This window comes from Paramesorhizobium deserti (assembly GCF_001558695.1).
Lineage (GTDB): Bacteria > Pseudomonadota > Alphaproteobacteria > Rhizobiales > Rhizobiaceae > Paramesorhizobium > Paramesorhizobium deserti.
Map to the genome: position 1 here is coordinate 444,296 of NZ_LNTU01000001.1, position 25,893 is coordinate 470,188.

The following is a 25,893-nucleotide window of genomic DNA, read 5'->3' on the forward strand; positions in this document are numbered from 1 at the left end:
CCATAGATCAAACCGGGTCAAACCCAGGAGAGACTTAAATGGCTGCCAAAGAAGTAAAATTCGGCCGTGACGCGCGCGAGCGCCTGTTGCGCGGCGTCAACATCCTTGCCGATGCGGTCAAGGTTACCCTTGGTCCCAAGGGCCGTAACGTCGTCATCGACAAATCCTTCGGCGCACCGCGCATCACCAAGGACGGCGTGTCCGTCGCCAAGGAAATCGAGCTGGAAGACAAGCTGGAAAACATGGGCGCGCAGATGCTGCGCGAAGTGGCTTCCAAGACCAACGACATCGCCGGTGACGGCACCACGACCGCGACCGTTCTCGGCCAGGCGATCGTGCAGGAAGGCGCCAAGGCTGTTGCCGCCGGCATGAACCCGATGGACCTGAAGCGCGGCATCGACCTCGCCGTCAACGAAGTCGTCGCAGACCTCGTCAAGAAGGCCACGAAGATCAAGACCTCGGAAGAAGTCGCCCAGGTCGGCACGATCTCGGCCAATGGCGACGCCTCGATCGGCGAGATGATCGCCCAGGCGATGCAGAAGGTCGGCAACGAGGGTGTCATCACCGTTGAGGAAGCCAAGACCGCTGAAACCGAGCTGGAAGTCGTCGAAGGCATGCAGTTCGACCGTGGCTATCTCTCGCCCTACTTCGTCACCAATCCGGAAAAGATGGTGGCCGATCTCGACGACGCCTACATCCTGCTGCACGAGAAGAAGCTCTCGAACCTGCAGGCTCTGCTGCCGGTTCTCGAAGCCGTCGTCCAGACCTCCAAGCCGCTCCTCATCGTTGCTGAAGACGTCGAAGGCGAGGCGCTTGCCACGCTCGTCGTCAACAAGCTGCGCGGCGGCCTGAAGATCGCTGCCGTGAAGGCTCCGGGTTTCGGCGACCGCCGCAAGGCCATGCTCGAGGACATCGCCATCCTCACCGGCGGCCAGGTCATCTCCGAAGACCTCGGCATCAAGCTCGAGAATGTCACGCTCGACATGCTGGGCCGCGCCAAGAAGGTGTCGATCTCCAAGGAGAACACCACCATCGTCGACGGCGCTGGCCAGAAGGCCGAGATCACCGCTCGCGTCAACCAGATCAAGCAGCAGATCGAAGAGACCACCTCTGACTACGATCGCGAGAAGCTGCAGGAGCGTCTTGCCAAGCTTGCTGGCGGTGTTGCCGTGATCCGCGTCGGCGGTGCGACGGAAGTCGAAGTGAAGGAAAAGAAGGACCGCGTCGACGACGCCCTCAACGCGACTCGCGCGGCCGTCGAGGAAGGCATCGTTGCCGGTGGCGGCACGGCTCTGCTGCGCGCCTCTGCTGCGATCACCGCCAAGGGGGTGAATGCCGATCAGGAAGCCGGCATCAACATCGTTCGCCGCGCCCTGCAGGCTCCGGCACGCCAGATCGCCTCGAATGCGGGCGACGAGGCTTCGATCGTTGTCGGCAAGATCCTTGAGAACAGCAAGGATACCTACGGCTACAACACCGCGACCGGCGAATATGGCGATCTGATCGCCCTCGGCATCGTCGATCCGGTCAAGGTCGTCCGTACGGCTCTCCAGAACGCAGCTTCCGTCGCCGGTCTGCTGATCACGACCGAGGCCATGATCGCCGAGCTTCCGAAGAAGGAAGCGGCCATGCCCGCAATGCCGGGCGGCGGCATGGGCGGCATGGGCGGCATGGATTTCTAAGAAATCCGGTCTCCGGAATGAGAAAGGCGGGCCTTGCGCCCGCCTTTTTGTTTGCAAAGGCAAATGCGCCTCTTGCATGCCACAATCACGCTTTAGCGAAGCCGCCCGCCCTCCGGCATAACGAAGCCTTAACCATAGGCCGGATGGGATGTTGAACGATCTTGTCTGTTAGAAAGTTCTGATTGACTGGCTTCCGCAAACATGGTCAACCCCTCGATAAGGGGCTTGCCCAAGGGATGGACTTCCGATTGCCCCCGCTTTAGGGAAGTCCTGTCTCAGGCAACCGGAAAGGCGGATTCTCATCCGCCTTTCCACCTTTCCTGGACCTGCGGTGCAAATCCGAAAAAGCAGCCGGGCGTCCCTCCCCCACCCATTTGATTTTACTCGGCGGCTTCGCTCATATCTCGCGATGGCCGGAACGGCTCCTGCGCGACACCATGGGCGGCATCGAACCGGCTGCGCGCCGCGAGAACCCGGTCGTGATTTACGACCGCCCAGGCGCCCAGCGCGCGAACGGGCACGAGCAGCTCGCGGCCGAGATCCGTCAGCTCATATTCGACACGCGGCGGAATGGTGGGAAATACCGTGCGCGTGACAAAGCCATCACGCTCCAGCCCGCGCAGCGTCGTCGTCAGCATCTTCTGCGAAATGCCGGCGATCGTGCGCCGCAACTCGTTGAAGCGCATGGCGCCGTTGCCGAGATAGTTGACGACCAGCACCGTCCATTTGTCGCCGACGCGCGACAGAATTTCATGCACCGCCGTGCATTGCGGGGTCACCTCGAAGTGATCCGGTTTCAAAAAAGTGCCTCCTTGCGCCACAGAAACATGGCCGACTATATACCGCTGGTTTCTTTTAGTGACCACCCCTTCATCTCCATAATGAAAGGCTCAGCACACATGGCAAAATCGAAAATCGCCGTCATCGTCGGCTCGACGCGCGGAACGCGCTTCGCTCCCACCCCTGCCAAATGGATCGCGGGACTTGCCGCCGCGCGCGACGATATCGAGGTCGAAGTGGTCGATCTCCTCGACTATCCCATGGGCTTCCTGGGCGAAGAGCGCACCACAGAGGCGCAGAACGAGACGGCGGAGCGCTGGAAGAAGAAGATGCGCGAATTCGACGGCTATATCTTCACCGTCGCCGAATACAATCACGCGCCAACCGCGGTCCTGAAGAACGCCATCGACTTGGGCGAATGGATCCAGAAGCCGTTCGGCTTCGTCGGCTATGGCGGTGTCGGCGGCGCCCGCGCAGTCGAGCATCTGCGCCTGATCGCCGTCGAGATGCAGGCCGCATCGGTCAAGACCGGCGTGCACATCCTCTTCCCGGAATATCTCGCCGTGGCGAAGAACGAAAAGCAGCTAAGCGATTATCCGCACCTCGCTGACGCGGCCACCAGCATGCTCGACCAACTCGTCTGGTGGGCGAAGGCGCTGAAGGCGGCCCGCGAGGGCTGAGAAACACAAACCTAAGCAAAACCGGGCGCCGACAAAGCGCCCGGCTTTGTTCCAGACCATTCTCGCGCTATGTAGTCTTTGTTTTAGGTTTTAGCCGCATGATCTTATCCGAAAACTCTGCAAATTTTCGGGATCACGCCTATCACCAACAGGAGACGTCCATGCGCAAGAAGCTTCCCATCTCCACCGCGCCGATGAATGGCACCAGGGTCACCGTGCTGTGGACCGACGAAGACGACCAGGAAAACGAATCGGTCGCGCGCTATCACTCGCTCCAGCAGTTGCGAGCGGGCGGCGGCGACTGGGACGAAACCGATACCGGATGGTGGACCTTCACCGACAGCCGCACACAGAAGAAGATCGATCCCACGGCCTGGCTCTCGCAGGACGATGCCGAGGGCGACGATGATGATGACGACGAGGACGAATAGGAGCGCCTGCGAAATGGCCTGAACGCGCCTATATACGTCCGAGAAACGGAGATGAGAATGGCAGGAACACGCACGGAAACCGACACTTTCGGCGGAATCGAAGTGGCTTCGGACCGGTATTGGGGCGCACAGACGGAGCGATCACTAAACAACTTCAAGATCGGCGGCGAAAGACAGCCCCTGCCCCTCATCCACGCGCTGGGCGTGGTGAAGCGCGCGGCCGCTGAAACGAATATTGCGCTCGGCAAGCTGGACCCGGTGATCGGACGTGTCATCACCGTGGCGGCGGCGGAAGTGGCGGAAGGCAAGCTCGACGACCATTTCCCGCTGGTTGTCTGGCAGACCGGTTCCGGCACGCAATCCAACATGAACGCCAATGAGGTCATCGCCAACCGGGCGATCGAACTGCTCGGCGGCGAGATGGGTTCGAAAAAGCCTGTTCACCCGAACGACCATGTCAATATGAGCCAGTCGTCGAACGACAGCTTCCCGACCGCGATCCATATCGCGACGGCTGTCGAGGCCACCAACCGGCTCTATCCCGCGCTCGACCACCTGATCGGCGCGCTGAAAGAGAAGGAAGAGGCCTTCGCCGATATCATCAAGATCGGCCGCACGCATACGCAGGACGCAACGCCGGTGACGCTCGGCCAGGAGTTCTCCGGCTATCGCGCCGCGCTCGAATACGGCCGCAAACGCATCGAGGACGCCCTTGCCGACATCTTCCTGCTCGCCCAGGGCGGCACGGCGGTCGGCACCGGCCTGAACGCGCCGCAGGGCTTCGACACCGGCTTCGCGGACTCGGTCTCCGAAATCACCGGCCTGCCGTTCAAGACGGCGCCGAACAAATTCGAGGCGCTGGCGAGCCATGGCGCCATCGTCAATTTCCACGGCAGTCTCAACGCGCTTGCCACCGATCTCTTTAAGATCGCCAATGACATCCGCTTCCTCGGCTCCGGCCCGCGATCCGGCCTCGGCGAACTGAAGCTGCCGGAAAACGAGCCGGGCTCATCGATCATGCCGGGCAAGGTCAACCCGACTCAAGCCGAAGCGCTGACGATGGTGGCGACGCAGGTCTTCGGCAATCATACCGCCGTGACGGTGGCGGGATCGCAGGGCCATTTCGAGCTCAACGTGTTCAAGCCGGTCATCGCCTTCAACGTGCTCCAGTCGATCCGGCTCCTCTCGGATGCGATGGTCTCCTTCGCCGACAATTGCATCAGCGGAATCGAGGCTGACGAGACCCGCATCAAGGACCTTCTTGAGCGCTCGCTGATGCTGGTGACCGCGCTGGCGCCCGCCATTGGCTATGACAATGCCGCGAAAATCGCCAAGACTGCGCACAGGAACGGCACGACGCTCCGCGAGGAGGCTCTTGCCAGCGGCCTCGTTTCAGCGGAAGATTATGATAGGCTTGTTCGGCCAGAGCGGATGATCGCGCCGGAATAGGCAATGACCGTCTCGTATTGGTGAACGATCTGTCGAGGATAATACGGCTTTCCTTGACGATGGCGCCTGCCTTATCTCTTGGCAACGCAACCGGAGAACAATGTCATGTCTGCCACCGCCTATTCCAGCAATGCCTATGCCAGCAATCCATACGGCAATCTCATCGGCCGTATCCTTCTTTCCTCGCTCTTCATTCCCGCCGGTTTCAGCAAGCTGACCGCCATCGGCGGCACCGCCGGCTATTTCGGCAGCATGGGCCTTCCCGCGCCGACCGTCGTCGCGGTGCTCGTCGGCCTGCTTGAGCTCTTCGGCGGCCTTGCCGTTCTCGTCGGCTTCAAGACCCGCATCGCGGCCATCGCGCTCGGCCTCTTCTCCATCGCGTCGGCTTTGATCGCCCACACCAACTTCGCCGACATGATGCAGATGATCAATTTCCAGAAGAACATCGCCATCGCCGGCGGCTTCTTCGTGCTCGCGGCGGCCGGCGCCGGCGCGCTGTCGATCGACGCCAAGCGCGGCTGAACGATAAAGACGCAAACAAAAGGCCGCGGCTCGTCCGCGGCCTTTTGCATTTCTGGAACTGCTCCTGTTTTAACGGGAATCGCGAGGCACCCCTCTGGCCTGCCGGCCAGAGGGGTGCCTCGCAAGCGTTTCTATTCTAAACTAACCCAAAGCCGCGAAGGCCGGGGCGTAGTCTACCCTGCCGCGCTCGGCGGGCATTTCCCCGTTGAGGGGCAGCGCCATGAAATATGGCCCGGAATAGGGCGAGGCAAAGCCGACCGCCAGGGCAGGATCGAAGCCGAAACGGCTGTAATATTCAGGTTCACCCAGCACGAATACGACCCGGCAACCCTGGCTTTCCGCCTGTTTCAGCCCCTCGCGGATGAGCATGCCGCCGATCCCCTGTCCCTGCCTCCCGGGCAAAACGGCCACGGGCGCCAGCCCGAGCGCCGGAAAGGGAGCTGACATTGTCGGCAAGAGAATGGGCGAAAAGAGAACGTGCCCTACGATCTCGCCATCGTCCTCCGCGACAAGCGAAATCACGGCGTCTCCATCGGCACGAAGCCGGTCGACCAAATCGGCTTCCATGGACTGCTGAAAAGCGGCCTCCACCACGTGGTGGATCGCGGCGATATCGGCTGGCTCTTCATTTCTGATGATCACCGGCATGATCTCCTCCGGCTCAGGCTTTGAGGCTTTCGCGAATGCGGGCGGTGATTTCCGCCACTTTGGCATTGCCGCGGCTGCGGCGGGCCGAGACGAGACAGGCCTGCGAGCGAAGAATGACGCCGTCCTCCAGCACCTTCAGGCGATTGGCCTTCAGCGTCGAGCCCGTCGAGGTGATGTCGACGATGATGTCGGCGGAACCGGCGGCGGGGGCGCCTTCCGTCGCACCCAGGCTTTCCACGATGCGATAGACCTGGATGCCATGCATCTGCGAGAAGAATTGCTGCGTCAGGCGCCAATATTTGGTGGCGATGCGCAGGCGGCGGCCATGGCGCTGGCGGAAATCGGCAGCGACATCGTCGAGATCGGCCATGGTCGTCACATCGTGCCAGACCTCGGGCACCGCAACCACGACATCGGCATGGCCGAAGCCGAGCGGCGTTTCGATGGCCACACGCTCATCGGCATGGCTCAGCGTCTCGCGGATCAGATCCTCGCCGGTGACGCCGAGATCAACGCCGCCATAACCCAGTTCCCGGGCGATCTCCGATGCAGAGAGGAAGAGGATATCAACGCCTTCCAGCCCTTCGATCCGCGCGCGGTAATTGCGCTCATCCCGCGGCAGGACGACCTGCAGCCCGGCCTGCCGCAAAATCTCGAGCGCCTGTTCCTTGAGGCGGCCCTTGGAGGGAAGCGCCAGCGTCACTGCCCCGGTCATCACGCCCTCCCCGCTTTGTCACCCTTCGGCGCATCGCCGGCAAGTTCCTCCAGCCGGTCGAGCCAGATGGAAAAGCCGACGCCGGGAATGGGCTGGGCCGCGCCGAGCAGCGTCAGCAGCCGGTCATAACGGCCGCCACCGACGATCGCGCCACCGCCCGAGGCTGAGCGGATCTCATAGACGAGGCCGGTATAATAATCGAGCGGGCGGCCGAACGCGGCATCGTACTGGACCTGCCCCAAATCGATGCCCTGGGCCGCGATCGCCTCGGCGCGAGCCGAAAAAGCCTTCAGCGCACCGCTAAGATCGAATCGGTTTTTCGCGGCGAACTCGCGGAGGCGCTGCGGCGCCTCATCGAGCGGCGCGCGGATCGCCAGAAAGGCTTCGAGCGCGGCGAAGGCCTGCCCGGGAAGCCTGATGGAGGCGAGGTTTTCCTTCTCGATCAGGCGGCGGGCGATCTCCGGCGGCGTGCGGCCGGCAACGGGCGAAATGCCAGCCTTCCGCATATCCGCCTCGAGAAACTGGCCAAGCGCGGCTTCATCGCCCGAGCTGACCAAGCCCGCGAGCGGCTCCGGCAGCGCGCCGTTCTCACGCGGCGCGGAAAGGCCGGCGAGCAGGCCCTTCAGTTGCTCATGGTTGCCGAAGGTGCGCGCCAGCCTCTTCTGCCAGCCGCGCGGCAGGCCAAGGGCGGCAAGGACGGCCTCGAACATCGCCTGGTCGCCCAGCACGATCTCAAGAGCTGCATCGGGCGCGACGGAGCGCACACAGGCAAGCCCATCGGCCAGCGAGCGGGCATCGGCCCGCGCCTCTTCCGGCTCGCCCAGATCCTCGATGCCCGCCTGATAGAACTCGGTGCCGCCCTCGCGGCGCTGGCGGAAGACTTCGCCGAGATAAGCATAGCGCTTCGGCGTCGCGGCGTTGAGCGCGATATGGTTGCGGCAGACCGGGATGGTGAATTCCGGGCGCAGGCAGAGGCTGTCGCCGTTTTCGTTCTCGGTCAGAAAGATGCGGCGGCGCAGATCCTCGCCCGCCATGTCGAGGAACGGATCGGCGGGCTGGATGACCGGGATATCGACCATCTCCGTCCCGCGTGCGACCAGGAGGGCGGCGAGGTCCTCGGCGAAGGCTGGGATGCGGGAGGTGGTCATGCCGCGGCGACCTGATCGACCGGGGTTGGTGCAATGACACCCCCCTCTGCCCTGCCGGGCATCTCCCCCTCCAGGGGGGAGATTGGCTGACACGACTTCCCGCCTTTGCCCTGCGACATTTGCGATTGGTGCCGAGCGTTGATGAAGGCGTAATCTCCCCCCTTGTGGGGGAGATGGCCGGCAGGCCAGAGGGGGGTGAACGACGGCGAAGCAAGCATAAGCATTTATGCTCCCCGTTCCCGATCCTGCTTCTGCTGATCGAGCATCTTCTTTACCTCGGCGACGAGGTCGGCTTCCTTCACCGTCACCTGCGCGGGGCGGCTGGCGCGCCATTCCTCATTGCTTTCGATTTCCTCGGAAAGGCGCTTGCCCTCGATCAGGTCCTTGATCTGGACCTCGCCATTCGCCCGCTCGTCCGCGCCCTGGATGATGGCGAGCGGCGCGCCGCGGCGGTCGGCATATTTCAGCTGGTTGCCGAATTTCTTCCAGTTGCCCTGATACATCTCGGCGCGGATGCCGGCGGCGCGGAGCCTTTGGGTGAAATCCTGATATTTCCCCATGGCTTCCATGTCACCGTCCATCACCGTGACGAGCACCGGAGCGAGCACGTCGCCCTCGCCGAGCTTGCCCAGATTCTTCAGCGCCGTCATCAGACGCGACACGCCGATGGAGAAGCCCGTCGCCGGAACCGGCTGGCCACGGAAGCGCGAGACGAGGCCGTCATAACGCCCGCCACCGCCGACCGAGCCGAAGCGCACGATCTCGCCCTTCTCATTGGGGATCTCGGCGGTGAGTTCGACCTCGAAGACGGGGCCGGTGTAATATTCAAGACCGCGGACGACGGAGGGCGAAATCAGGATGCGCCGCGCGCCATAACCAGCAGAGGCAGCCATCACCGCAATGGTTTCGAGTTCATCGAGCCCTTCCATTGCAAGTGGGCTATGGCCAAACTTTTCCTTCAAGCGACGAATGGTTTCGATATTGTCGACCTTGCCATAACGCACGGGACCGTCTTCCACCGCGCGAAGATAATTGTCGTCCGCCGGATCAGGATCGGAAATGAGGGGTCCGGCACCCGCACCGGACGCTGCAACATAACTCAGCACCTGATCGATTTGCTCTTCGCGAAGCCCCGCGCCCTTGGTGAAATCGCCGCTCTCGTCCTTGCGGCCGGCACCGAGCAGTTCACGAACGCCATCCGTGCCAAATTTGTCGAGCTTGTCGACGGCGCGCAGGATGGTGAGCTTCTGCACCTCATCAGTGACGCCGATGGCCGCCATCACGCCATCCAGCACCTTGCGGTTATTGACGCGCACGACGTAATCGCCGCGCTTGATGCCCAGCGCTTCCATGACATCGGCCATCATCATGCACATCTCGGCATCCGCCGCGACGGAGGGTGCGCCGACCGTATCGGCGTCGAACTGCATGAACTGGCGGAAGCGGCCGGGGCCGGGCTTCTCGTTGCGGAAGACATAGCCCGCGCGGTAGGTGCGGTAGGGAAGCTGGATCTCGTTGAAATTTTCCGCGACATGGCGGGCGAGCGGCGCGGTCAGGTCATAGCGCAGCGACAGCCACTGCTCGTCATCGTCCTGCAAAGAGAACACGCCCTCGTTCGGCCGATCCTGATCGGGCAGGAACTTGCCGAGCGCGTCAGTGTATTCCAGCATCGGCGTCTCGACGGGATCGAAGCCGTAGCGCTCATAGACCTCGCGGATCGCCGCCAGCATCTTGTCGGTGGCGCGAATGTCGGCGGCATGGCGGTCGACAAGCCCGCGCGGAAGCCGTGCCTTCACCTTGTCAGCCTTGTTCGCCATGATGTTCGTCCGATATCTGGAATTGTGGTGTAACGTTCGCGTCACTTAAAGTGTAGTGCTACTACACAAGTGACACGCGCGCTTCCTAGCCGATCAAATCCAGCCGGGCAAGGGCGGAGAGGATGCCCCTCTCACCCTTACCCTCTCCCCGCATGCGGGGAGAAGATGCCGGCAGGCAGATGAGGGGCATTCACACCAGCCCCGCAGGAAAGGAAATCCTACCGCGTCGCTATAGCCGCCGCCGCACCCGCCATCATGGTGGCGCTGGTGCGGTTGGCGATGCGCATGGCGCGCGCGCTCCTGAGGAAGCGCCTGGCCTGTGCGGCGAGCACGATCCAGAACAGATCGACGGTGATCAGCACCAGCACCATGACGCAGATCAGCTCCGCCCAGCCGAGGATGGTGACATGGCCGAGATCGATGATGGTCGGCAGGAGCGCCATATAGAACATCATGATCTTGGGGTTGCCGAGCGTCACGGCGAGGCCTGTCACGAACAGCTTGCCGGCCGAATTCTCGTTGGGCAGATCGCTGTCGCCAATCGCGACGGGCGCCGTCCACATCTTCCAGGCGAGATAAAGAAGATAGGCGACGCCGACATATTTGATGATGGTGAAGACGAGATGGAAGGTCTGCGCCACGACGGCGAGGCCCCAGACGGCGAGCGAAAGCCAGATCGCCTCGCCGATCCACATGGCAAGAAGGAAAGGCAGGACATCCCTGTAGCCGCGGCTGATAACGCGGGCGACCAGCGCGCCGATGCTCGGCCCCGGCGAACCCGCCGCGACAATCAATGCGCCGGCGAAGATCAGCAGCGATGTGACGTCCATGGAACTCTCCTGAAAATTTCCGGCAATGTCGCAGGTTTTGCGGCCCGTGCAAAGCCTAACGCGGCCTTTTGAAATTCCGCCGCATCTCTTCGACTTCCGCGCGGCAGCAGCAGCCCTCGATATGATCATTGACGAGGCCCATGGCCTGCATATGCGCATACATCGTCGTCGGCCCGACGAAGCTCCAGCCGCGTTTCTTCAGATCCTTCGACAGACGGATGGAGGTCGGGCTGGTCGGATTGGCCCTCAGCGTCTGATAATCCATGACTGCCGGCCGTTCCGCCGCATCAGGCTCGAATGACCAGAAATAGGCGGCGAGCGAGCCCTTTTCCATCGCCAGATCGATGGCGCGTTTGGCATTGTTGATGGCCGAGGTGATCTTGCCGCGGTGGCGGATGATCCCGGCATTGCCCAGGAGCCGCTCGATATCCTTCTCGCCGAAGCGGGCGACACGCTCGAAATCGAAGCCCTCAAAAGCCTCGCGGAAATTCTCCCGCTTGCGCAGGATCGTCAGCCAGGAGAGGCCGGACTGGAAACCTTCCAGGCAGATCTTCTCGAAGAGACGCCGGTCGTCGGCAACGGGCCGGCCCCATTCATGATCGTGATAATGGAGATAATCCGGCAGATTGCCGTGCCAGAAGCAGCGCATCTTGCCATCGGGGCCTTCGACGAGGCCTGTTTTGACGGTCGTTTCCTCGGTCATGATGCGTAATCCACCTCTTTTTGGTCCGTTCAGGCGATGTTAACCAGCGATTGAAACCGGGCGCTAACCACAAGAAACAGTTCTGGAAAAGAATCGCATTTTATTGATTTCGATTCACTTTTCCGACTCTGAAGCTCGGCCACAATCCTCCCATCGACACTGTCACGCCCACTCCTGACAGCATTATGTCAGGAGCAGAGGGCGGGCTGCACAAGGGCAATGGGCAAGATCATGAAACCTCGCCACCTTCTTCTCATCACCGCCGTGACGGCGATCACCATCTCCGCCATCTCCGCGACAGGCGCATGGGCCAACGACCGCTATGCCACCAGGGCTCCGGTTGTGATGAGCCCCGACCTCACAGCACCTTGGGTGACGCAGCTGCAGCAGCAGCGCCCACGCTATTATTACCCGGCGCCGTCCTTCACCCGGCAGCGCTATTATGCCCCCTCCAACACGACCCGCCGCGTGGTGACGCGCCGTGCGCCGATGACGGCGGATCAGCCGCCGCGCTATCGCGACGTGGGCTACCGGCGCCCGGTCCAGCGTGCGACCCGTCGCCCGACCGGAGAACAGCCGCAGCGGCAGATGAACCCGATCTACCTGCCGCAGACGGTCGCCTATAAAGGTTCGCACAAACCCGGCACGATCGTCGTCGATACGACGAAGCGGTTTCTCTATCTCGTCGAGGCGAACGGCAAGGCAAGGCGCTATGGCGTCGGCGTCGGCAAGGAAGGCTTCGAGTGGAAAGGCACCAACCGGATTTCGCGCAAGGCTCAATGGCCGGACTGGCGCCCGCCGGCGGAAATGATCGCACGCGAAAAGGAGAAGGGCCGCATCCTGCCCGTCCACATGGAGGGCGGGCCGGCCAACCCGCTCGGCGCCCGCGCGCTTTATCTCGGCTCCACACTCTATCGCATCCACGGCACCAACGCGCCCTGGACCATCGGCCAGGCGGTGTCATCCGGCTGTATCCGCATGCGCAACCAGGACGTCGAGGATCTCTATGAGCGCGTGAAGATCGGCACCAGGGTCGTGGTGATGTAGCCAATACCTCAGGAGAGAGGGGATGCCCGCAAGGGCGTCACAACTGGGCAGCGGAGCGAACGCCGCTGCCCTTTTTCTTTTCGCCGGAAACGCCATATCAGTGATGCAGGCGCTCTTGTCCCGCGCCTGTTTTTCCGATGATATTCCAGCGAGCAGATATTGCATGCAAAGGATAAGCCATGACCGCACCCGCAATAAAACTGAACGACGGCAACGCGATACCGCAGCTCGGCTTCGGCGTCTGGCAGGTCGGCAATGACGAGGCCACCGCGGTTGTCGAAAAAGCACTGGAGACGGGGTACCGGCATATCGATACCGCTGCGATCTACGGCAATGAGGAAGGCGTCGGCAAGGCGCTCAAAACTTCCGGCGTGGCGCGCGGCGACATCTTCCTGACGACCAAGCTCTGGAATGCCGATCAGGGATATGATTCAACGTTCAGGGCCTTCGACGCGAGCCTGAAGCGGCTCGGCACGGACTATGTCGATCTCTACCTGATCCATTGGCCGGCGCCGGCGCAGGACCGCTTTCTCGACACCTGGCGCGCCTTCATCAAGCTCAGGGAGGATGGCCTGATAAAATCGATCGGCGTATCGAATTTCCGGATCGCGGACCTCGAACGCATCATCTCGGAAACGGGCGTGACGCCGGTGCTGAACCAGATCGAACTGCATCCGCAGTTCCAGCAGAACGAACTGCGCGTCTTCCACGAGAAGAAGGGGATCGCCACGGAAGCCTGGAGCCCGCTCGGCCAGGGCAAGATACTGGAGCACCCGACCCTCAGGCAGATCGCCGAAAAGCACGGCAAGACCGTGGCGCAGATCATCCTGCGCTGGCATCTCGACATCGGTAACATCGTCATCCCGAAATCGGTAACGCCGGCGCGCATCGAGGGGAATTTTGACGTCTTCGGCTTCAAGCTCACCTCGGGCGATCACGATGCCATCTCCCCCCTCAACGGCCATAACGGCCGGATCGGGCCTCATCCGGATAGTGTGTGAGGAGGCCTTCAGGCCGCGTCTTTCTTCACCATTGCCAACTCGGCAGGCTTTGGCCCGCCATAGGCCCAGTCGAGAAGCTCGACGGTGTGAACAACAGGTAGCTTCGAGCCCGATGCTATCTGGGTGATGCAGCCGATATTGCCGGTGGCGATCAGATCGGCGCGCGTCGCCTCGATATTCCTGACCTTGCGGTCACGCAGGCGTTCCGCGATCTCCGATTGCATGATGTTGTAGGTGCCGGCCGAGCCGCAGCAGAGATGCCCTTCCGCCGACTCCTTGACGGTGAAGCCCGCCCGCGCCAGAAGCGCCTTCGGCTGGCGCGTGATCTTCTGGCCGTGCTGCATCGAGCAGGCGGAATGATAGGCGACGGTGAGGCCGGCGGGCCTTTCCGGCGCGGGCAGATCGAGATCGGCCAGATATTCGGTGATGTCCTTGGCGAGCGCCGAAACCTTTGCAGCCTTGTCCTTATAGGCGAGGTCAAGGCGCAGCATATAGCCGTAGTCCTTGATCGTCGTGCCGCAGCCGGACGCCGTGACGATGATCGCGTCGAGGCCGCCATTCTCGATCTCGCGGGTCCAGACATCAACATTGCGCCTGGCCTCATCAAGCGCCTGTTCCTCGCGCCCCATGTGATGCACCAGCGAGCCGCAGCAGCCCTCGCCCTTCGGCACCACCACCTCTATGCCGAACCGGGTCAAGAGCCGGGTCGTCGCTTCGTTGATGCCGGGTTTCAGCACCGGCTGGGCACAGCCGGTCAATATGGCAATACGGCCGCGCTGGACGGTATCGGGCTTGTGCGTGCCGGGCTCGGCAAGGGCCGATCGGGCCGGAAGGGCACGCGGCGCGAGGTCGAGCATGGCGGCCACCGGTTTCAGGCCCGGAACGGCACGAAACAGGCTCGCGAAAGGACGCCCCAGTTTCGCCGCCGAGAGAGCCGCGCGGAACCGTGCGGGATAAGGCAGCACGGCAGCAAGCAGCGCCCGTGTCAGCCGGTTCATCAACGGCCGGCGGTAGGTTTTTTCGATATGGGCGCGGGCATGGTCGACCAGATGCATGTAATTGACGCCGGACGGGCATGTGGTCATGCAGGCAAGGCAGGAGAGGCAGCGGTCAATGTGCTTGACGATCTCCTTGTCCGCCGGCCGGCCGTTCTCCAGCATGTCCTTGATCAGATAGATGCGGCCGCGCGGGCTGTCGAGTTCGTTGCCAAGCGTCACATAGGTCGGGCAGGTCGCCGTGCAGAAGCCGCAATGGACGCAGTTGCGCAGGATCTTCTCCGATTCCGCAACGCCCGGATCGCGCAATTGCTCAGGGGTGAAATTGGTCTGCACGGCTTGTTCCTAGCTCCAGAATGATCTCTAAACGATCCAGCTTTGCGGGTTCTTCAACGCTTCGCCGCGGCTGACCGCCTGCAGGCCGACGATGCAGCGCACGATCAGCCAGATGACGACGACCGGGATAAGCAGGAAACCGATGCCGACCACCATCAGCAGCACGGCGATGAAGGTGTAGAAGACGCCGATCCAGAAGGTGCGGATCGCCCAGTCATAATGCGTTTCGATCCAGCCGCCGGTCTTGCCGCGATTGAGATAAGCGATGACGATGCCGATGAGTGGCGTGATGCCGATCGCCAGGCCGATCAGATAGAGGAAATAGATCAGCTGGACGTTCTGCGGTCCAGGCTCGAGCCAGCCGTCGGTCTTGCGCCCCTGGCCATTGTCAGCGGGTTGTTCAGGCATGATGTCCTCCGTCATTGTACCGATGCCATCCTACCACGGGTTGCGCCTTATGCCGCCGCCATGCGGCCGGGATTGAGAATGCCCTTGGGGTCGAACTGGTGTTTCAACCGCTGCGACAGGCCGGCCAGCGCCGTCGGCTGCGGTTCGAACACGTCGACAGCGGCGCGCGTTGCCACGGGCGCGCGCACCAGCGTCGCATGGCCACCGCCGAAATGGGTGATCAGCCGACGCAGCGCCTGAGGCTCGGGATCGGCCTCCATGCGCAGCCAGGCAAGCCCGCCCTGCCAGTCGTAGAAGGCGTCGACGCCGGCCCCGAGGCGCAGATTGGCAACCATCTTGTGGGCCTCCATCGGCGCCATCGAGACGCGCCAGATGCAGCGCTCGGTATTATCCGCAAAAGGCAGGCAATCGCGTATCTCGCGCCAGAGACGGCGCGACTGCGCCTCTGCAATCTCGTCGATCTCACCGGCGGGCTGTAGATATGCCTTCAGCTTCGCCGTGCGGTCCCTGACCGAGGGGGCGAAGCCCTCAAGCCGCAAGAGCGTCGATGATTTGCCCGACAGGGCGCCATCGATCACCTTGCCCGTCACCGTAACGGGCAGATGCGCGGCAGCCGAAACCTCGCCGCTCGACCCGAGGGCGATGGCCATGGCGCGCGCCGCCTCCTCGTCATCGAGACCGCGAATGGCGAGCGTCGTCTCGGTCTCGGGGGCGGGCAGCACCTTGAAAGTCACCTCGGTGGCGATGCCGAGCGTGCCCCAGGAGCCGGCCATGCCCTTGGAAAGGTCATAGCCGGTGACGTTCTTCACCACGCGGCCGCCCGACTTGAAGAGTTCGCCGCGGCCGGAGACGACGCGCACGCCCAGGATGTGATCGCGGGCAGCACCCGATTTGAGCCGGCGCGGACCGCTCAGGTTTGCGGCGAGAACGCCGCCGATCGTCCCCCGGCCGGGTTCGCCGCCGAGAAGCGGGCCGTAATTCATCGGCTCGAACTGCAGGCATTGGCCCCGTTCGGCCAGCAGCGCCTCGATTTCAGCAACCGGCGTCCCCGCTTTTGCCGAAAGCACAAGCTCCTCCGGCTCATAGAGCGTGACGCCGGAAAGCCCTGAAAGATCGATCGCATGCTCGGTCTGCATCGGCCGGCCGATGGCGCGCTTGGAGCCCTGCCCCAGCACCTCCACCGGCACTTCTTCCGACAGCACCCATTGCACGGCTTCGAGGACCTCTTCCTCGGTTTTAGGGGTGAAGGTTGTCATCAAAACCTCGGAATATCCGGAAACGCCAATTGCCCGCGGTGGATGTGCATCCGCCCCAACTCGGCGCAGCGGTGGAGCTGCGGAAAGACCTTGCCGGGGTTGAGCAGATGCTTCTCGTCGAAGGCGCATTTGACGCGGATCTGCTGGTTCAGGTCCGTCTCGTTGAACATCTCGGGCATCAGCTCGCGCTTTTCGACGCCGACGCCATGCTCGCCGGTCAGGACGCCGCCGACCTGCACACAAAGCCTGAGAATGTCCGCGCCGAAGGCTTCCGCCTTTTCCAGTTCGCCGGGAATATTCGCATCATAGAGAATGAGCGGGTGCAGATTGCCGTCTCCCGCGTGGAAGACATTGGCGACGCGCAGGCCATATTTCTCGGAAAGCTCGCGCATGCCGGCCAGCACCTTCGGCAGTTCCTTACGGGGGATGGTGCCGTCCATGCAGTAATAGTCGGGCGAGATGCGGCCGACCGCCGGAAAGGCCGCCTTGCGCCCGGCCCAGAACGCCATGCGCTCTTCTTCCGATTGCGAGACGATGCAGGTGGTCGCGCCGTTCCGCCGCGCGATCTCCTCGACCATCGCGATCAGGTGATCGACCTCGATCTCGGGGCCGTCCAGCTCGACGATCAGCAGCGCCTCGACATCGAGCGGATAGCCGGCATGGACGAAATCCTCCGCCGCGTGGATGGCCGGCCGGTCCATCATCTCCATGCCGCCGGGGATGATGCCGGCGCCGATGATATCGGCGACGCATTGCCCGGCCTCCTCGCTCGAAGGGAAGCCGACGAGGACGGCGCGCGCCGTATCCGGCTTCTGCAGGATGCGGACGGTGACCTCCGTGACGACCCCGAGCAGTCCCTCCGAACCGGTCATCAGGCCCAGCAGGTCATAGCCTCCGCTATCGAGATGCTTGCCGCCGAGGCGGATCACCTCGCCATTGATCAGCGCCATTTCGATGCCGAGGACATTGTTGGCGGTGAGGCCGTATTTCAGGCAATGCACGCCGCCGGAATTCTCCGCTACATTGCCGCCGATCGAGCAGGCGATCTGCGAGGACGGATCGGGCGCGTAGTAAAAGCCCTCATGCTCGACGGCGCGGGTGATGCCGAGATTGGTGACGCCCGGCTGCACCACCGCGACCCGGTTGGCATAATCGATTTCCAGGATGCGGTTGAAGCGCGACATGACCAGGAGAACGGCATCGCCCAGCGGCAGCGCGCCGCCGGAAAGCGAAGTGCCGGAGCCGCGCGGCACGACACGGATATCGTGCTCATGGCAATATTTGAGGATGCGCGAGACCTGCGCCACGGTTTCGGGCAGGACGACGACCAGCGGCAATTGCCGATAGGCGGTGAGCCCATCGGATTCGAAGGCGCGCATCTCGTTGACCGCATCGACGACGCCCTCGCCCGGCACGATATCGCGCAGATCGGCGACGATCTCGGCACGTCGCGCCAGCGTGGCGCCATGCGCTTCAGGCAACGTCAGTCCGGACATGGCTTCTCCCGCACGAACAAAGTGGTAAAATCAATTTACCAGTTAGCGATCGCATTTGTAAATGCTCCAAACCGGCGCAGCGGCGTTGATGCCATTTTTCCCAGCCGGAATAAATGAACGGCGCGAGAGACCGCAAACAAGCAGCGTTTCCATGGACGGCGCTGCTGTAGTAGGAACATCGGGTTAAATTCCGGAATGGGCCCGACACGCACATGATGAGCAATCTGGCAGATATGGAGATCTTCGCCCGGGTGGTGTCAAGCGGCAGCATGTCCGCCGCCGGGCGGGAGCTCGGGCTCTCCCCCGCGGTCGTCTCGAAACGGCTGCGGCGACTGGAGGACCGCCTCGGCACCAGGCTTCTCCAGCGCACGACGCGGCAGATCGCCCTGACCGAGGCCGGCCAGGGCTATTACGAACGCGTGCTGGCGATTCTCACGGGCGTCGAGGAAGCGGAGAACTTCGTCTCCCGCCGCTCGGCCGATGCGCGCGGCACGCTGAAAATCTCCGCGCCGACCACCTTCGGCCGCATGCATATCGCGCCCTATCTCGAACCGTTCATGCGGGCCAATGCCGATCTCGCGATCAACATGATGCTGACGGACGAGATCGTCGACATCGTCGGCGAAGGCTATGATCTGGCGATCCGCATCGCCGAGCTTTCCGATTCAAGCCTGGTGGCAAGGCGGCTCGCGCCGGTGCGGCGCATCCTAGTGGCCGCGCCGCGCTATATCGCGGAGCACGGAAGCCCCAAGAATTTCACTGACCTGGAAAACCATGTCTGCCTTGCCCCGCACAACAACGACCCGTGGCGGCTCGAAGGGCCGGACGGGCCGGTGACATTGCGCCCCGCCGGGCCGCTGCAGACCAATTCCAGCGAGGTGGTGCGCGAGGCGGTGCTGGGCGGGCTCGGCATCGCTCAGCGCTCAACCTGGGATATCGGCCCGGAGCTGGCGGCGGGCAAGCTCGTCCAGGTGTTGCCGGACTATGCCGCCACGCGCAAGGTGGCGATCCATGCCGTCTATCCCTCGCGCCAGTTCCTGCCCGCCAAGGTGCGGCTTTTCATCGACTATCTCGCCGATCTCTACGGCCCGGCGCCCTATTGGGAAAAGGGGGCGGAAGGCTCATAAACTGGACAAATCAATTGACCAGTTTTGCCCGAAACCGTTACTCTGCCAGTGCATGAAACCGGTGGCATGAATTCGATGGGCGAGCAGATATTTTCCAGGATCGAGCCTTCGCGCACGGCGGACGATGTCGTGAGCCAGATCGAGCTCCTGATCCTGGAAGGCATATTGCGGGTGGGTGACCGCCTGCCGGGCGAACGAGAGCTGGCGCGGCAGTTCGACATCTCCAGGCCGATCCTGCGCGAAGCGCTGAAGCGGCTGGAGGGCCGCGGCCTGCTCGTCACCCGCCATGGCGGCGGAACTTTCGTCGCCGACGTTATCGGGCAGATCTTCACCCGGCCGGTCATCGAACTGATCGCCAGCCACCGCAAGGCGACCGCCGACTATCTCGAATATCGCCGCGAGATCGAGGGGATTGCCGCCGAATTCGCGGCAAGGCGTGCGACTGTGGCCGACAAGGCGCTGCTGACCGGGATCATGGAGGCCATGGAAGCCGCCCATGGCAAGGACGATTTCGCGGAAGAAGCCCATCTCGACGTCGAGTTCCACAATGCCATCGGCGAATGCGCGCACAACATCGTGCTGTTGCACACGCTGCGCTCCTGCTACCGGCTTCTGGCCGACGGCGTGTTCTACAACCGCGCCCTGATCTATGGTTTTCCCGGTGCCCGTGAGATCCTGCTGGCGCAGCATCGCGCGATCTTCGACGCAGTGATCGCCGGCGACCCGAAGGCCGCGCGCAAGGCGGTGGAGGCGCATATCAGCTATATCGAGCGCGCCATGCACGAGGCCGAGCGCAGCGATTCATGGCAGCAGGTCTCGCGCCTGCGGCTTACCCAGCGCAATTCCGCTCCCAATCACGCCAGCACAAGCCAGGACTCATGAAATCAGTCACCTTTCCGGAAGCGGCAGGGCCGGAGGGCCTGCGCCTTTATGCCATCGGCGACGTGCACGGGCGGGCGGACCTCTTGACGAGGCTGCATGGGCTGATCCGCGCCGATCTCGCAAACAATCCGGCTCACGACTGGCGCATCATCCATCTGGGCGATTATGTCGACCGCGGCCCCGCTTCAAAAGAGGTCCTGGATTTCCTGATCGAGGCGCGGGAGAAGGACGAGCGCAACCTGGTGCTCATGGGCAATCACGATGTGAGCTTCCTCGATTTCCTGGCGCTCGCCGAGCCGGACGGCGTCTTCGCCAACAATGGCGGGCGCGAGACGGCGCTCTCCTATGGCGTCGAGATCGATTTCAGAGATCCGAAATCGGTCGATGAGGGCTATGTCGCGCTGGTCAGTGCCGTGCCGCAGGCGCATGTCGAATTCATCAGGCACATGCCGCGCGCGTTCACCTTCGGCGATTTCTTCTTCTGCCATGCCGGCATCCGGCCGGGCGTACCGCTCGACCATCAGGACCCGGAGGACCTGATCTGGATAAGACGCCCCTTTCTCGACTGGACGGAGCCGTTCGAGAAGGTCGTCATCCACGGCCATACGCCGCTTGAAGAAATCGAGGTGAAGCTCAACCGCGTCGATGTCGACACCTTCGCCTGGCACTCGGGCCAGCTCAGCGCCATCGTCATCGACGGCGCAACCAAGCGCTTCATCCAAACGCTGCCGTAACCGAAAAAATCAGGAAGAATTTCGGAGAATCAGCGGAAGTCCGACGAGATGCCGTATCCGTCGTTCGAGGCCTGATGATTGCCCGCATCGACGGAAAAGATGCCGATGGACATGAAAAGGATTGCGGAGATCATGAGAACGGTAAGGAGCGTGGCGCTCTTGGCAGTCATTTTCTAACGTCTCCACGGACTTCGGCATTGATATTTCCGGCGAGGAAAGCGCCCGGTTGATATCCGGATCGTCGGTCGCCGTCGGTGCGTGCGCCAAGTACACCTGCAATTTCTTTCAGACAACTAAACGGCGATGCCGGGATTTTAGATTTCCACAAATTAGGCTGCTTTGATCGCCCTCTGTGGCAGGAGAGCAACGTTTCCCAATAGGGCTAAACCTGCCGCACCCAGGCGCGGGCGAGCGTCATGCCGGCGGCATCGGCAACGGGGCCGATCGCCGCCGCCGCTTGAGCATAGTTTTCCAGCCAGCCGGGTTGTGATTCCCTGATCTGTTCACCGAACATGACGTTCCATTCGCCGACGAGCTTTCGGTCCGCCTCGAAATGGAACTGGATGCCATAGACGGCGCGGCCGATGCGGAAGGCCTGGTTGGGCGTCCTGTCGCTGGAAGCCAGATGCTGCGCGCCCTGCGGCAGCGTGAAGGTATCGCAATGCCAGTGGAAGATCGGGAAAGCCGGAGGGACCGCGGAGAGCACGGGATCCGCAGCTGCCGCTTGCGTGGTGCGCACCTCATGCCAGCCGAACTCCAGCGGGCGGTCGAGGACATTGTCGCCGCCATAGGCGCGCGCAACGAGCTGGCTGCCGAGACAGATGCCGAGAACCGCCTTGCCGGCATCGCCGAAGTCGCGGATCAACCCGGTGAGCGCTGGGAAATAGGGATATTCGTCGTCCGCGAGCGCGTTCTGCTCGCCGCCCAACACGATCAGCGCATCATGGCCATCATGGGATTGCGGCAGCGGCTCGCCCAGATAGGGCGCGCGCAGATCGATGTCGGCGCCCGCCTCAGCCAGCGCCTCGCCAACCTGCCCTAGGCCGGTGCCTCTATAGTTCTGAACGGCGAGAACCCGCATTTCCTGCCCCCTTATTGCCGATATTGATCCGAGCGATAACACGGCGCGGGCCGGCCCAAAAGAGGCGTGACTTGACCGCATGCCCTCTGCTCTGCCATCGGTGATGCCATGCGCGCGAATTACAGAATGCAGAGACTGTTCATCGATGCCCCGCTCGGCACGGGCGGACATGTCGAGCCGCCGGCCGAGGCCGCCCATTATCTCGCCAATGTGCTCCGGATGAAGGATGGCGACGAGGTTCTCCTCTTCAACGGCCGCGACGGCGAGTGGAAGGCGCAGCTTCGCTTCGAGGGCAAAAAACGCATCACGCTGGATGTCACGGAAGAGACGCGGCCGCAGCCGCAGCAGCCCGACCTTGTCTATTGCTTTGCGCCCTTGAAGCAGGGGCGGCTCGACTATCTCGTGCAGAAGGCGGTGGAGATGGGGGCCGGCGTGCTGCAACCCGTCATCACCCAGCACACGCAGGTTCCGAAAATCGGCATCGAGCGCATCCGCGCCAATGCGGTGGAAGCCGCCGAGCAGTGCGGCGTGCTGAACCTTCCCGAATGCCGCGAGGCGGTGAAGCTCGACCGGCTGCTCGACCAGTGGGACCCCGCCCGGCGCCTGATCTTCTGCGACGAGGGGCATGAGACGAACAATCCCCTGCCCCTCCTCCAGGCGCTTGGACCGGGGCCGCTCGGCCTCATCATCGGGCCGGAAGGCGGATTCTCCGAGGAGGAGCGCGGCCTCATGCACCGCCTGCCCTTCGTCACCGCCATCCCGCTCGGCCCGCGGATCCTGCGGGCCGACACGGCGGCCGTGGCTGCACTGGCGCTGGTGCAGGCGACGGTGGGCGACTGGACATCACAGGGGAGTAAGGGAATAGGGGAATAGGGGACAGCAAGACGCGCCTTCTACTCACTTATTCCCTTATTCCCCTACTTCCCTATCAATCAATTTGCCTTGATCGGCGCATAAATGGAATTCACTTGCGCGATTTGACAAAACCGTACAATCACGAACCAAAGAGTCTGGGGCTAAGAGAAACGGCAAGGCATGGCGCGCGATACAACGGACGAAACGTCGATCACCTCAACGGACGAGCTGGTAGCCTATCTGGCGGCTGGCGCCAAGCCGGCCGAGCAATGGCGCATCGGCACGGAGCACGAGAAATTTCCGTTCTACGCCGCCGACAACAGCCCCGTTCCCTATGACGGTCCGCGTGGCATCCGCGCCATTCTGGAAGGGATGAAGGTCAAGCTTGGCTGGGACCCGATCATCGATGAGGGCAATATCATCGGGTTGGTTGAGCCGACCGGACAGGGGGCGATCTCGCTGGAGCCGGGCGGGCAATTCGAGCTCTCCGGCGCGCCGCTCTCGACCATCCACCAGACCTGCCGCGAGATGAACGCCCATCTGGCGCAGGTGCGTGAGATCGCCGACCCGCTCGGCATCCGCTTCCTCGGCGTGGGCGGCAGCCCGAAATGGACGCTTGCCGAAACGCCCCGCATGCCGAAATCGCGCTATTCGATCATGACGAACTATATGCCCAAGGTCGGGCATGAGGGGCTCGACATGATGTACCGGACCTGCACCATCCAGGTTAATCTCGACTTCGCGTCGGAAACCGACATGCGCCGCAAGATGCAGGTGTCGATGAAGCTGCAATCGATCGCCACGGCGCTGTTCGCAAGCTCGCCATTTACGGAGAGCAAGCCGAACGGCCTTCTCTCCTGGCGCTCCAACATCTGGCGCGATACGGACAACCAGCGGTCGGGCGTGCTGCCCTTCGTCTTCTCGCCTGATTTCGGCTTCGCCGATTATGTCGAATGGGCGCTCGACGTGCCGATGTATTTCGTTCTGCGCGGCGGGCATTATTACGACGCCACCCATGTCACCTTCCGGCAATTCATGAACGGCGCGCTGCGCAACGAAGTGCCCGATGGCATGCCCAATATGGGCGACTGGGCCAATCATCTCTCGACGCTTTTTCCCGAAGTGCGGCTGAAGCGCTTCCTCGAAATGCGCGGCGCGGATGGCGGCCCGTGGCGGCGCATCTGTGCGCTTCCCGCCTATTGGGTGGGCCTGCTCTATGATGCAGAAGCGCTCGATGCCGCCGAGGAACTGACCCGCGACTGGCAATATGGCGAAGTGCAGGAGCTGCGCGACGCGGTGCCGGCCAAGGCGCTCAATGCCGTTTTCCGCAATCGCACCGTGCGCGACATCGCCCGCGAGACGCTCGACATCTCGCGCATGGGCCTGAAGAACCGCCATCGGCTGAACAGCGACGGCTTCGATGAGACGCATTATCTCGCTCCGCTGGAAGAGATCGTGGCGCGCGGTTCCACGGATGCGGAAAAGATGCTCGGCCAGTATTACAGCATCTGGGGCGGCTCCATCGAGCCGATCTTCCTCGAATACGCCTATTGAAAGCGTCGCCGGCGAACGGAAATATCCTTCATGCAGGATTTCCTGTAGGATGCGGGAAATACGGAGGAGGAGATTGCCATGTCGCTGATCGATCTATTCCTGAATGCGCAGGGCGGGCAGAATGCCGCCGCGCTGGCGCGGCAATTCGGCCTGTCGCAGCAGCAGACGGTTGCGGCGCTCGAAGCGCTTCTGCCGGCCTTTTCGCAGGGGTTGAAACGTAACGCCGCCGATCCCTACGGCATCGGCTCCTTCCTGCAGGCGCTGGCGAATGGCGATCACGCGAAATACGCGGCCGATCCAGCCCGAGCCTTCGATCCTGCCGGCCTCCAGGACGGCAACGGCATTCTCGGCCATCTGTTCGGCTCGAAGGAACTGTCGCGGGCGGTCGCCGACCATGCCGCGCGGATGACCGGCATCGGCGCGGAAACGCTGAAACAGATGCTGCCCGTCATCGCCAGCATGATGATGGGCGGCCTTGCCCAGCAGACATTCGGTCGGGGCAACCAGAACGCAGAACAGCAGCGCACGCAGACACAGGCCGAAAATCCGTTCGGCCCGTTCGGGCAGATCCTCGAAAGCATGTTCAGCGAAGGTCCGGCGCAGCAGAGGCAGGCAAGCGCCGGCAATCCCTTCGGCGACACGCCCTGGGGCAAGATGCTGGAGCAAATGCAGAGCGGAGGCGCGGCCGCCAGCGTCGGCAACGCCCAGCAGCAAAATCCGTTCAGGGACAGCCCGTTTGCAAAGATCTTCGAGGAGACGCTGCGCGGCGGAACCGGTGCCGCACCTCAGGAGCCGCCTTCGCCGCAGCCTGACCATGGTGCCCCGCCCGCTTCAGGCAATCCCCTGCAGGACATCTTCAGCCAGATGTTCGAAACAGGCCGCCAGACGCAGGAAAAATATCAGAAGGATGTCGAATCGATCTTCGACCAGTATCTGCACGGCATGGACCGGCATCGCTGATGTGGCTCATTTTCAATGATATGTTCCAAGGTGCAGCTGTGGCACCGTTGAGGCATGGATCCCAGTGACAAGCACTGGGATCCATGCCTCTACCTATCCACCGCAACAATAGTTCCGAACGGTGCACGCCGGTGATTCCACCGATGCAGGAACCGCTCTAAAATAAAAAAAGCCCGGCCGTGAAAGCACGGCCGGGCAGGTAGCAGGCGAGCCGGGAGGGGATCCGGCTTGTGAATGGGGTGGCGCCTGCTTGGGAACCTGGGGCGGGTCGATGCCCTTCGGCTTCATCCCGCCCTGAAATCAAAAGATGCCGCGGGCCGCCTGTTGCCGGGCGCGGGCTTCGACGATCACTCTGAGTTCGCTGCTTGGATCATCCAGATAGGGACGGCCAAGGACCCGGTGCAGGTCGGAACGGCTGACGCCGATATCCTTCAGCATATAATCGTCGAGATCGCCAAGTCGCAGGATCGCCGTACGATTTCGGCGCACGACGAAGAACTTTACCACCGTATTGAAGGCGCGCGTGGTCCACTGCGTCATCGTCGCAGCAAAGCCAGTTGCGGGCAACTTCACGGTCGTCGTCTTTATCGTCGTCATCGCCGTTCTCCTTGGGGCGTGAAGCACAAGAAAATCCATCGCGCGGAAGGAATTTCCGCACGTCTTTTACGCAGCTCTTTCCGGGGACTGCGCGGCCTTTTGTGAACATGGATGTTATGAGGCAGGCTTATTGATTATTCAAACGAATGTTTCTAATGT

Annotated in this window: 27 protein-coding genes; 13 read left to right on the plus strand and 14 right to left on the minus strand. The window is 62.5% G+C overall.

What is annotated here, in order from left to right:
* Window positions 1-38: 38 nt before the first annotated feature.
* The gene (gene groL / locus ATN84_RS02110; RefSeq protein WP_068879876.1) at window positions 39-1,682 is read left to right on the plus strand and encodes a chaperonin GroEL; all 1,644 of its coding nucleotides are present in this window, start codon (window positions 39-41) and stop codon (window positions 1,680-1,682) included.
* 380 nt (window positions 1,683-2,062) lie between these two features.
* On the opposite strand, the gene ATN84_RS02115 is transcribed toward groL, so the two are convergent.
* Complete coding sequence (locus tag ATN84_RS02115) at window positions 2,063-2,482, minus strand: winged helix-turn-helix transcriptional regulator (protein WP_068879877.1); 420 nt, start codon at window positions 2,480-2,482, stop codon at window positions 2,063-2,065.
* A 99-nt stretch (window positions 2,483-2,581) separates the two neighbouring features.
* On the opposite strand from ATN84_RS02115, the gene ATN84_RS02120 reads away from it, so the two are divergent.
* From ATN84_RS02120 to ATN84_RS02135, 4 genes are all read left to right on the plus strand, one after another.
* Window positions 2,582-3,142 (plus strand): NADPH-dependent FMN reductase, encoded by a 561-nt coding sequence (locus ATN84_RS02120; RefSeq protein WP_068879878.1) that lies wholly within the window; start codon window positions 2,582-2,584, stop codon window positions 3,140-3,142.
* 161 nt (window positions 3,143-3,303) lie between these two features.
* Window positions 3,304-3,573 (plus strand): hypothetical protein, encoded by a 270-nt coding sequence (locus ATN84_RS02125; RefSeq protein ID WP_068879879.1) that lies wholly within the window; start codon window positions 3,304-3,306, stop codon window positions 3,571-3,573.
* A gap of 57 nt (window positions 3,574-3,630) precedes the next feature.
* A complete protein-coding gene (gene fumC, locus ATN84_RS02130; RefSeq protein ID WP_068879880.1) occupies window positions 3,631-5,022 on the plus strand; it encodes a class II fumarate hydratase in 1,392 nt (463 codons plus the stop codon).
* A 105-nt stretch (window positions 5,023-5,127) separates the two neighbouring features.
* Complete coding sequence (locus ATN84_RS02135) at window positions 5,128-5,544, plus strand: DoxX family protein (protein WP_068879881.1); 417 nt, start codon at window positions 5,128-5,130, stop codon at window positions 5,542-5,544.
* Window positions 5,545-5,685: 141 nt separating this feature from the next.
* On the opposite strand, the gene ATN84_RS02140 is transcribed toward ATN84_RS02135, so the two are convergent.
* The 6 genes from ATN84_RS02140 to ATN84_RS02170 all read right to left on the minus strand — a co-directional run bounded on the left by ATN84_RS02140 (window position 5,686) and on the right by ATN84_RS02170 (window position 11,405).
* Window positions 5,686-6,192: a GNAT family N-acetyltransferase gene (locus ATN84_RS02140; RefSeq protein WP_153020067.1), complete on the minus strand. Its 507-nt coding sequence runs from the start codon at window positions 6,190-6,192 to the stop codon at window positions 5,686-5,688.
* A 13-nt stretch (window positions 6,193-6,205) separates the two neighbouring features.
* Complete coding sequence (gene hisG / locus ATN84_RS02145) at window positions 6,206-6,907, minus strand: ATP phosphoribosyltransferase (RefSeq protein WP_068879882.1); 702 nt, start codon at window positions 6,905-6,907, stop codon at window positions 6,206-6,208.
* Window positions 6,907-8,055 (minus strand): ATP phosphoribosyltransferase regulatory subunit, encoded by a 1,149-nt coding sequence (locus tag ATN84_RS02150; protein ID WP_068879883.1) that lies wholly within the window; start codon window positions 8,053-8,055, stop codon window positions 6,907-6,909. Before ATN84_RS02150 ends, hisG begins: the two co-directional genes overlap by 1 nt.
* A gap of 224 nt (window positions 8,056-8,279) precedes the next feature.
* Entirely contained in the window at window positions 8,280-9,872 is a 1,593-nt protein-coding gene (hisS, locus tag ATN84_RS02160; protein ID WP_068879884.1) for a histidine--tRNA ligase, read from the minus strand.
* Between the two features lie 218 nt (window positions 9,873-10,090).
* The gene (locus tag ATN84_RS02165; protein ID WP_068879885.1) at window positions 10,091-10,702 is read right to left on the minus strand and encodes a LysE family translocator; all 612 of its coding nucleotides are present in this window, start codon (window positions 10,700-10,702) and stop codon (window positions 10,091-10,093) included.
* 55 nt (window positions 10,703-10,757) lie between these two features.
* The gene (locus ATN84_RS02170; protein WP_068879886.1) at window positions 10,758-11,405 is read right to left on the minus strand and encodes a DNA-3-methyladenine glycosylase I; all 648 of its coding nucleotides are present in this window, start codon (window positions 11,403-11,405) and stop codon (window positions 10,758-10,760) included.
* Between the two features lie 231 nt (window positions 11,406-11,636).
* On the opposite strand from ATN84_RS02170, the gene ATN84_RS02175 reads away from it, so the two are divergent.
* The gene (locus ATN84_RS02175) at window positions 11,637-12,452 is read left to right on the plus strand and encodes a L,D-transpeptidase (protein ID WP_068880827.1); all 816 of its coding nucleotides are present in this window, start codon (window positions 11,637-11,639) and stop codon (window positions 12,450-12,452) included.
* Window positions 12,453-12,631: 179 nt separating this feature from the next.
* Window positions 12,632-13,453 (plus strand): aldo/keto reductase, encoded by an 822-nt coding sequence (locus ATN84_RS02180; RefSeq protein WP_068879887.1) that lies wholly within the window; start codon window positions 12,632-12,634, stop codon window positions 13,451-13,453.
* 8 nt (window positions 13,454-13,461) lie between these two features.
* On the opposite strand, the gene glcF is transcribed toward ATN84_RS02180, so the two are convergent.
* The 4 genes from glcF to ATN84_RS02200 are packed head-to-tail and all read right to left on the minus strand — an operon-like array spanning window position 13,462 to window position 17,944.
* The gene (gene glcF, locus ATN84_RS02185; RefSeq protein ID WP_068879888.1) at window positions 13,462-14,784 is read right to left on the minus strand and encodes a glycolate oxidase subunit GlcF; all 1,323 of its coding nucleotides are present in this window, start codon (window positions 14,782-14,784) and stop codon (window positions 13,462-13,464) included.
* A 27-nt stretch (window positions 14,785-14,811) separates the two neighbouring features.
* Window positions 14,812-15,192 (minus strand): DUF4870 family protein, encoded by a 381-nt coding sequence (locus tag ATN84_RS02190; RefSeq protein ID WP_068880828.1) that lies wholly within the window; start codon window positions 15,190-15,192, stop codon window positions 14,812-14,814.
* 47 nt (window positions 15,193-15,239) lie between these two features.
* Complete coding sequence (glcE, locus tag ATN84_RS02195) at window positions 15,240-16,448, minus strand: glycolate oxidase subunit GlcE (RefSeq protein WP_068879889.1); 1,209 nt, start codon at window positions 16,446-16,448, stop codon at window positions 15,240-15,242.
* The gene (locus ATN84_RS02200; protein ID WP_068879890.1) at window positions 16,448-17,944 is read right to left on the minus strand and encodes an FAD-linked oxidase C-terminal domain-containing protein; all 1,497 of its coding nucleotides are present in this window, start codon (window positions 17,942-17,944) and stop codon (window positions 16,448-16,450) included. Before ATN84_RS02200 ends, glcE begins: the two co-directional genes overlap by 1 nt.
* 212 nt (window positions 17,945-18,156) lie before the next feature.
* Between ATN84_RS02200 and ATN84_RS02205 the strand changes: the two genes are divergently transcribed.
* The 3 genes from ATN84_RS02205 to ATN84_RS02215 all read left to right on the plus strand — a co-directional run bounded on the left by ATN84_RS02205 (window position 18,157) and on the right by ATN84_RS02215 (window position 20,687).
* Entirely contained in the window at window positions 18,157-19,071 is a 915-nt protein-coding gene (locus tag ATN84_RS02205) for a LysR family transcriptional regulator (RefSeq protein WP_068879891.1), read from the plus strand.
* 75 nt (window positions 19,072-19,146) lie between these two features.
* Window positions 19,147-19,953, plus strand: a complete 807-nt coding sequence (locus ATN84_RS02210) for an FCD domain-containing protein (RefSeq protein WP_068880829.1) — start codon at window positions 19,147-19,149, stop codon at window positions 19,951-19,953.
* On the plus strand, window positions 19,950-20,687 hold the full coding sequence (locus tag ATN84_RS02215; RefSeq protein ID WP_068879892.1) for a metallophosphoesterase: 738 nt from the start codon (window positions 19,950-19,952) through the stop codon (window positions 20,685-20,687). The genes ATN84_RS02210 and ATN84_RS02215 overlap by 4 nt, the downstream gene beginning before the upstream one ends.
* 29 nt (window positions 20,688-20,716) lie before the next feature.
* Here the strand turns inward: ATN84_RS02215 and ATN84_RS27405 are convergent, their stop codons facing one another.
* Both ATN84_RS27405 and ATN84_RS02220 read right to left on the minus strand, forming a co-directional pair.
* A complete protein-coding gene (locus ATN84_RS27405) occupies window positions 20,717-20,857 on the minus strand; it encodes a hypothetical protein (protein WP_201026301.1) in 141 nt (46 codons plus the stop codon).
* 212 nt (window positions 20,858-21,069) lie between these two features.
* On the minus strand, window positions 21,070-21,768 hold the full coding sequence (locus ATN84_RS02220) for a type 1 glutamine amidotransferase (protein ID WP_068879893.1): 699 nt from the start codon (window positions 21,766-21,768) through the stop codon (window positions 21,070-21,072).
* A gap of 108 nt (window positions 21,769-21,876) precedes the next feature.
* Here ATN84_RS02220 and ATN84_RS02225 point away from each other — a divergent pair, with 108 nt between their 5' ends.
* The 3 genes from ATN84_RS02225 to ATN84_RS02235 all read left to right on the plus strand — a co-directional run bounded on the left by ATN84_RS02225 (window position 21,877) and on the right by ATN84_RS02235 (window position 25,137).
* Complete coding sequence (locus ATN84_RS02225) at window positions 21,877-22,641, plus strand: 16S rRNA (uracil(1498)-N(3))-methyltransferase (protein ID WP_068879894.1); 765 nt, start codon at window positions 21,877-21,879, stop codon at window positions 22,639-22,641.
* Between the two features lie 162 nt (window positions 22,642-22,803).
* Entirely contained in the window at window positions 22,804-24,177 is a 1,374-nt protein-coding gene (locus tag ATN84_RS02230) for a glutamate--cysteine ligase (protein ID WP_068879895.1), read from the plus strand.
* A 78-nt stretch (window positions 24,178-24,255) separates the two neighbouring features.
* A complete protein-coding gene (locus ATN84_RS02235) occupies window positions 24,256-25,137 on the plus strand; it encodes a DUF937 domain-containing protein (RefSeq protein ID WP_068879896.1) in 882 nt (293 codons plus the stop codon).
* A 300-nt stretch (window positions 25,138-25,437) separates the two neighbouring features.
* Here ATN84_RS02235 and ATN84_RS02240 read toward each other — a convergent pair whose 3' ends face one another.
* Complete coding sequence (locus ATN84_RS02240) at window positions 25,438-25,734, minus strand: DUF1127 domain-containing protein (protein WP_068879897.1); 297 nt, start codon at window positions 25,732-25,734, stop codon at window positions 25,438-25,440.
* Window positions 25,735-25,893: the final 159 nt, after the last annotated feature.

Bases quoted from the DNA above. Each gene is read 5' to 3' on its own strand.
- groL (WP_068879876.1), top strand. From the start codon at position 39: ATGGCTGCCAAAGAAGTAAAATTCGGCCGTGACGCGCGCGAGCGCCTG.
- ATN84_RS02120 (WP_068879878.1), top strand. From the start codon at position 2,582: ATGGCAAAATCGAAAATCGCCGTCATCGTCGGCTCGACGCGCGGAACG.
- ATN84_RS02125 (WP_068879879.1), top strand. From the start codon at position 3,304: ATGCGCAAGAAGCTTCCCATCTCCACCGCGCCGATGAATGGCACCAGG.
- fumC (WP_068879880.1), top strand. From the start codon at position 3,631: ATGGCAGGAACACGCACGGAAACCGACACTTTCGGCGGAATCGAAGTG.
- ATN84_RS02135 (WP_068879881.1), top strand. From the start codon at position 5,128: ATGTCTGCCACCGCCTATTCCAGCAATGCCTATGCCAGCAATCCATAC.
- ATN84_RS02140 (WP_153020067.1), bottom strand. From the start codon at position 6,192: ATGCCGGTGATCATCAGAAATGAAGAGCCAGCCGATATCGCCGCGATC.
- hisG (WP_068879882.1), bottom strand. From the start codon at position 6,907: ATGACCGGGGCAGTGACGCTGGCGCTTCCCTCCAAGGGCCGCCTCAAG.
- ATN84_RS02150 (WP_068879883.1), bottom strand. From the start codon at position 8,055: ATGACCACCTCCCGCATCCCAGCCTTCGCCGAGGACCTCGCCGCCCTC.
- hisS (WP_068879884.1), bottom strand. From the start codon at position 9,872: ATGGCGAACAAGGCTGACAAGGTGAAGGCACGGCTTCCGCGCGGGCTT.
- ATN84_RS02165 (WP_068879885.1), bottom strand. From the start codon at position 10,702: ATGGACGTCACATCGCTGCTGATCTTCGCCGGCGCATTGATTGTCGCG.
- ATN84_RS02170 (WP_068879886.1), bottom strand. From the start codon at position 11,405: ATGACCGAGGAAACGACCGTCAAAACAGGCCTCGTCGAAGGCCCCGAT.
- ATN84_RS02175 (WP_068880827.1), top strand. From the start codon at position 11,637: ATGAAACCTCGCCACCTTCTTCTCATCACCGCCGTGACGGCGATCACC.
- ATN84_RS02180 (WP_068879887.1), top strand. From the start codon at position 12,632: ATGACCGCACCCGCAATAAAACTGAACGACGGCAACGCGATACCGCAG.
- ATN84_RS02190 (WP_068880828.1), bottom strand. From the start codon at position 15,192: ATGCCTGAACAACCCGCTGACAATGGCCAGGGGCGCAAGACCGACGGC.
- glcE (WP_068879889.1), bottom strand. From the start codon at position 16,448: ATGACAACCTTCACCCCTAAAACCGAGGAAGAGGTCCTCGAAGCCGTG.
- ATN84_RS02200 (WP_068879890.1), bottom strand. From the start codon at position 17,944: ATGTCCGGACTGACGTTGCCTGAAGCGCATGGCGCCACGCTGGCGCGA.
- ATN84_RS02205 (WP_068879891.1), top strand. From the start codon at position 18,157: ATGATGAGCAATCTGGCAGATATGGAGATCTTCGCCCGGGTGGTGTCA.
- ATN84_RS02210 (WP_068880829.1), top strand. From the start codon at position 19,147: ATGGGCGAGCAGATATTTTCCAGGATCGAGCCTTCGCGCACGGCGGAC.
- ATN84_RS02215 (WP_068879892.1), top strand. From the start codon at position 19,950: ATGAAATCAGTCACCTTTCCGGAAGCGGCAGGGCCGGAGGGCCTGCGC.
- ATN84_RS27405 (WP_201026301.1), bottom strand. From the start codon at position 20,857: ATGACTGCCAAGAGCGCCACGCTCCTTACCGTTCTCATGATCTCCGCA.
- ATN84_RS02220 (WP_068879893.1), bottom strand. From the start codon at position 21,768: ATGCGGGTTCTCGCCGTTCAGAACTATAGAGGCACCGGCCTAGGGCAG.
- ATN84_RS02225 (WP_068879894.1), top strand. From the start codon at position 21,877: ATGCGCGCGAATTACAGAATGCAGAGACTGTTCATCGATGCCCCGCTC.
- ATN84_RS02230 (WP_068879895.1), top strand. From the start codon at position 22,804: ATGGCGCGCGATACAACGGACGAAACGTCGATCACCTCAACGGACGAG.
- ATN84_RS02235 (WP_068879896.1), top strand. From the start codon at position 24,256: ATGTCGCTGATCGATCTATTCCTGAATGCGCAGGGCGGGCAGAATGCC.
- ATN84_RS02240 (WP_068879897.1), bottom strand. From the start codon at position 25,734: ATGACGACGATAAAGACGACGACCGTGAAGTTGCCCGCAACTGGCTTT.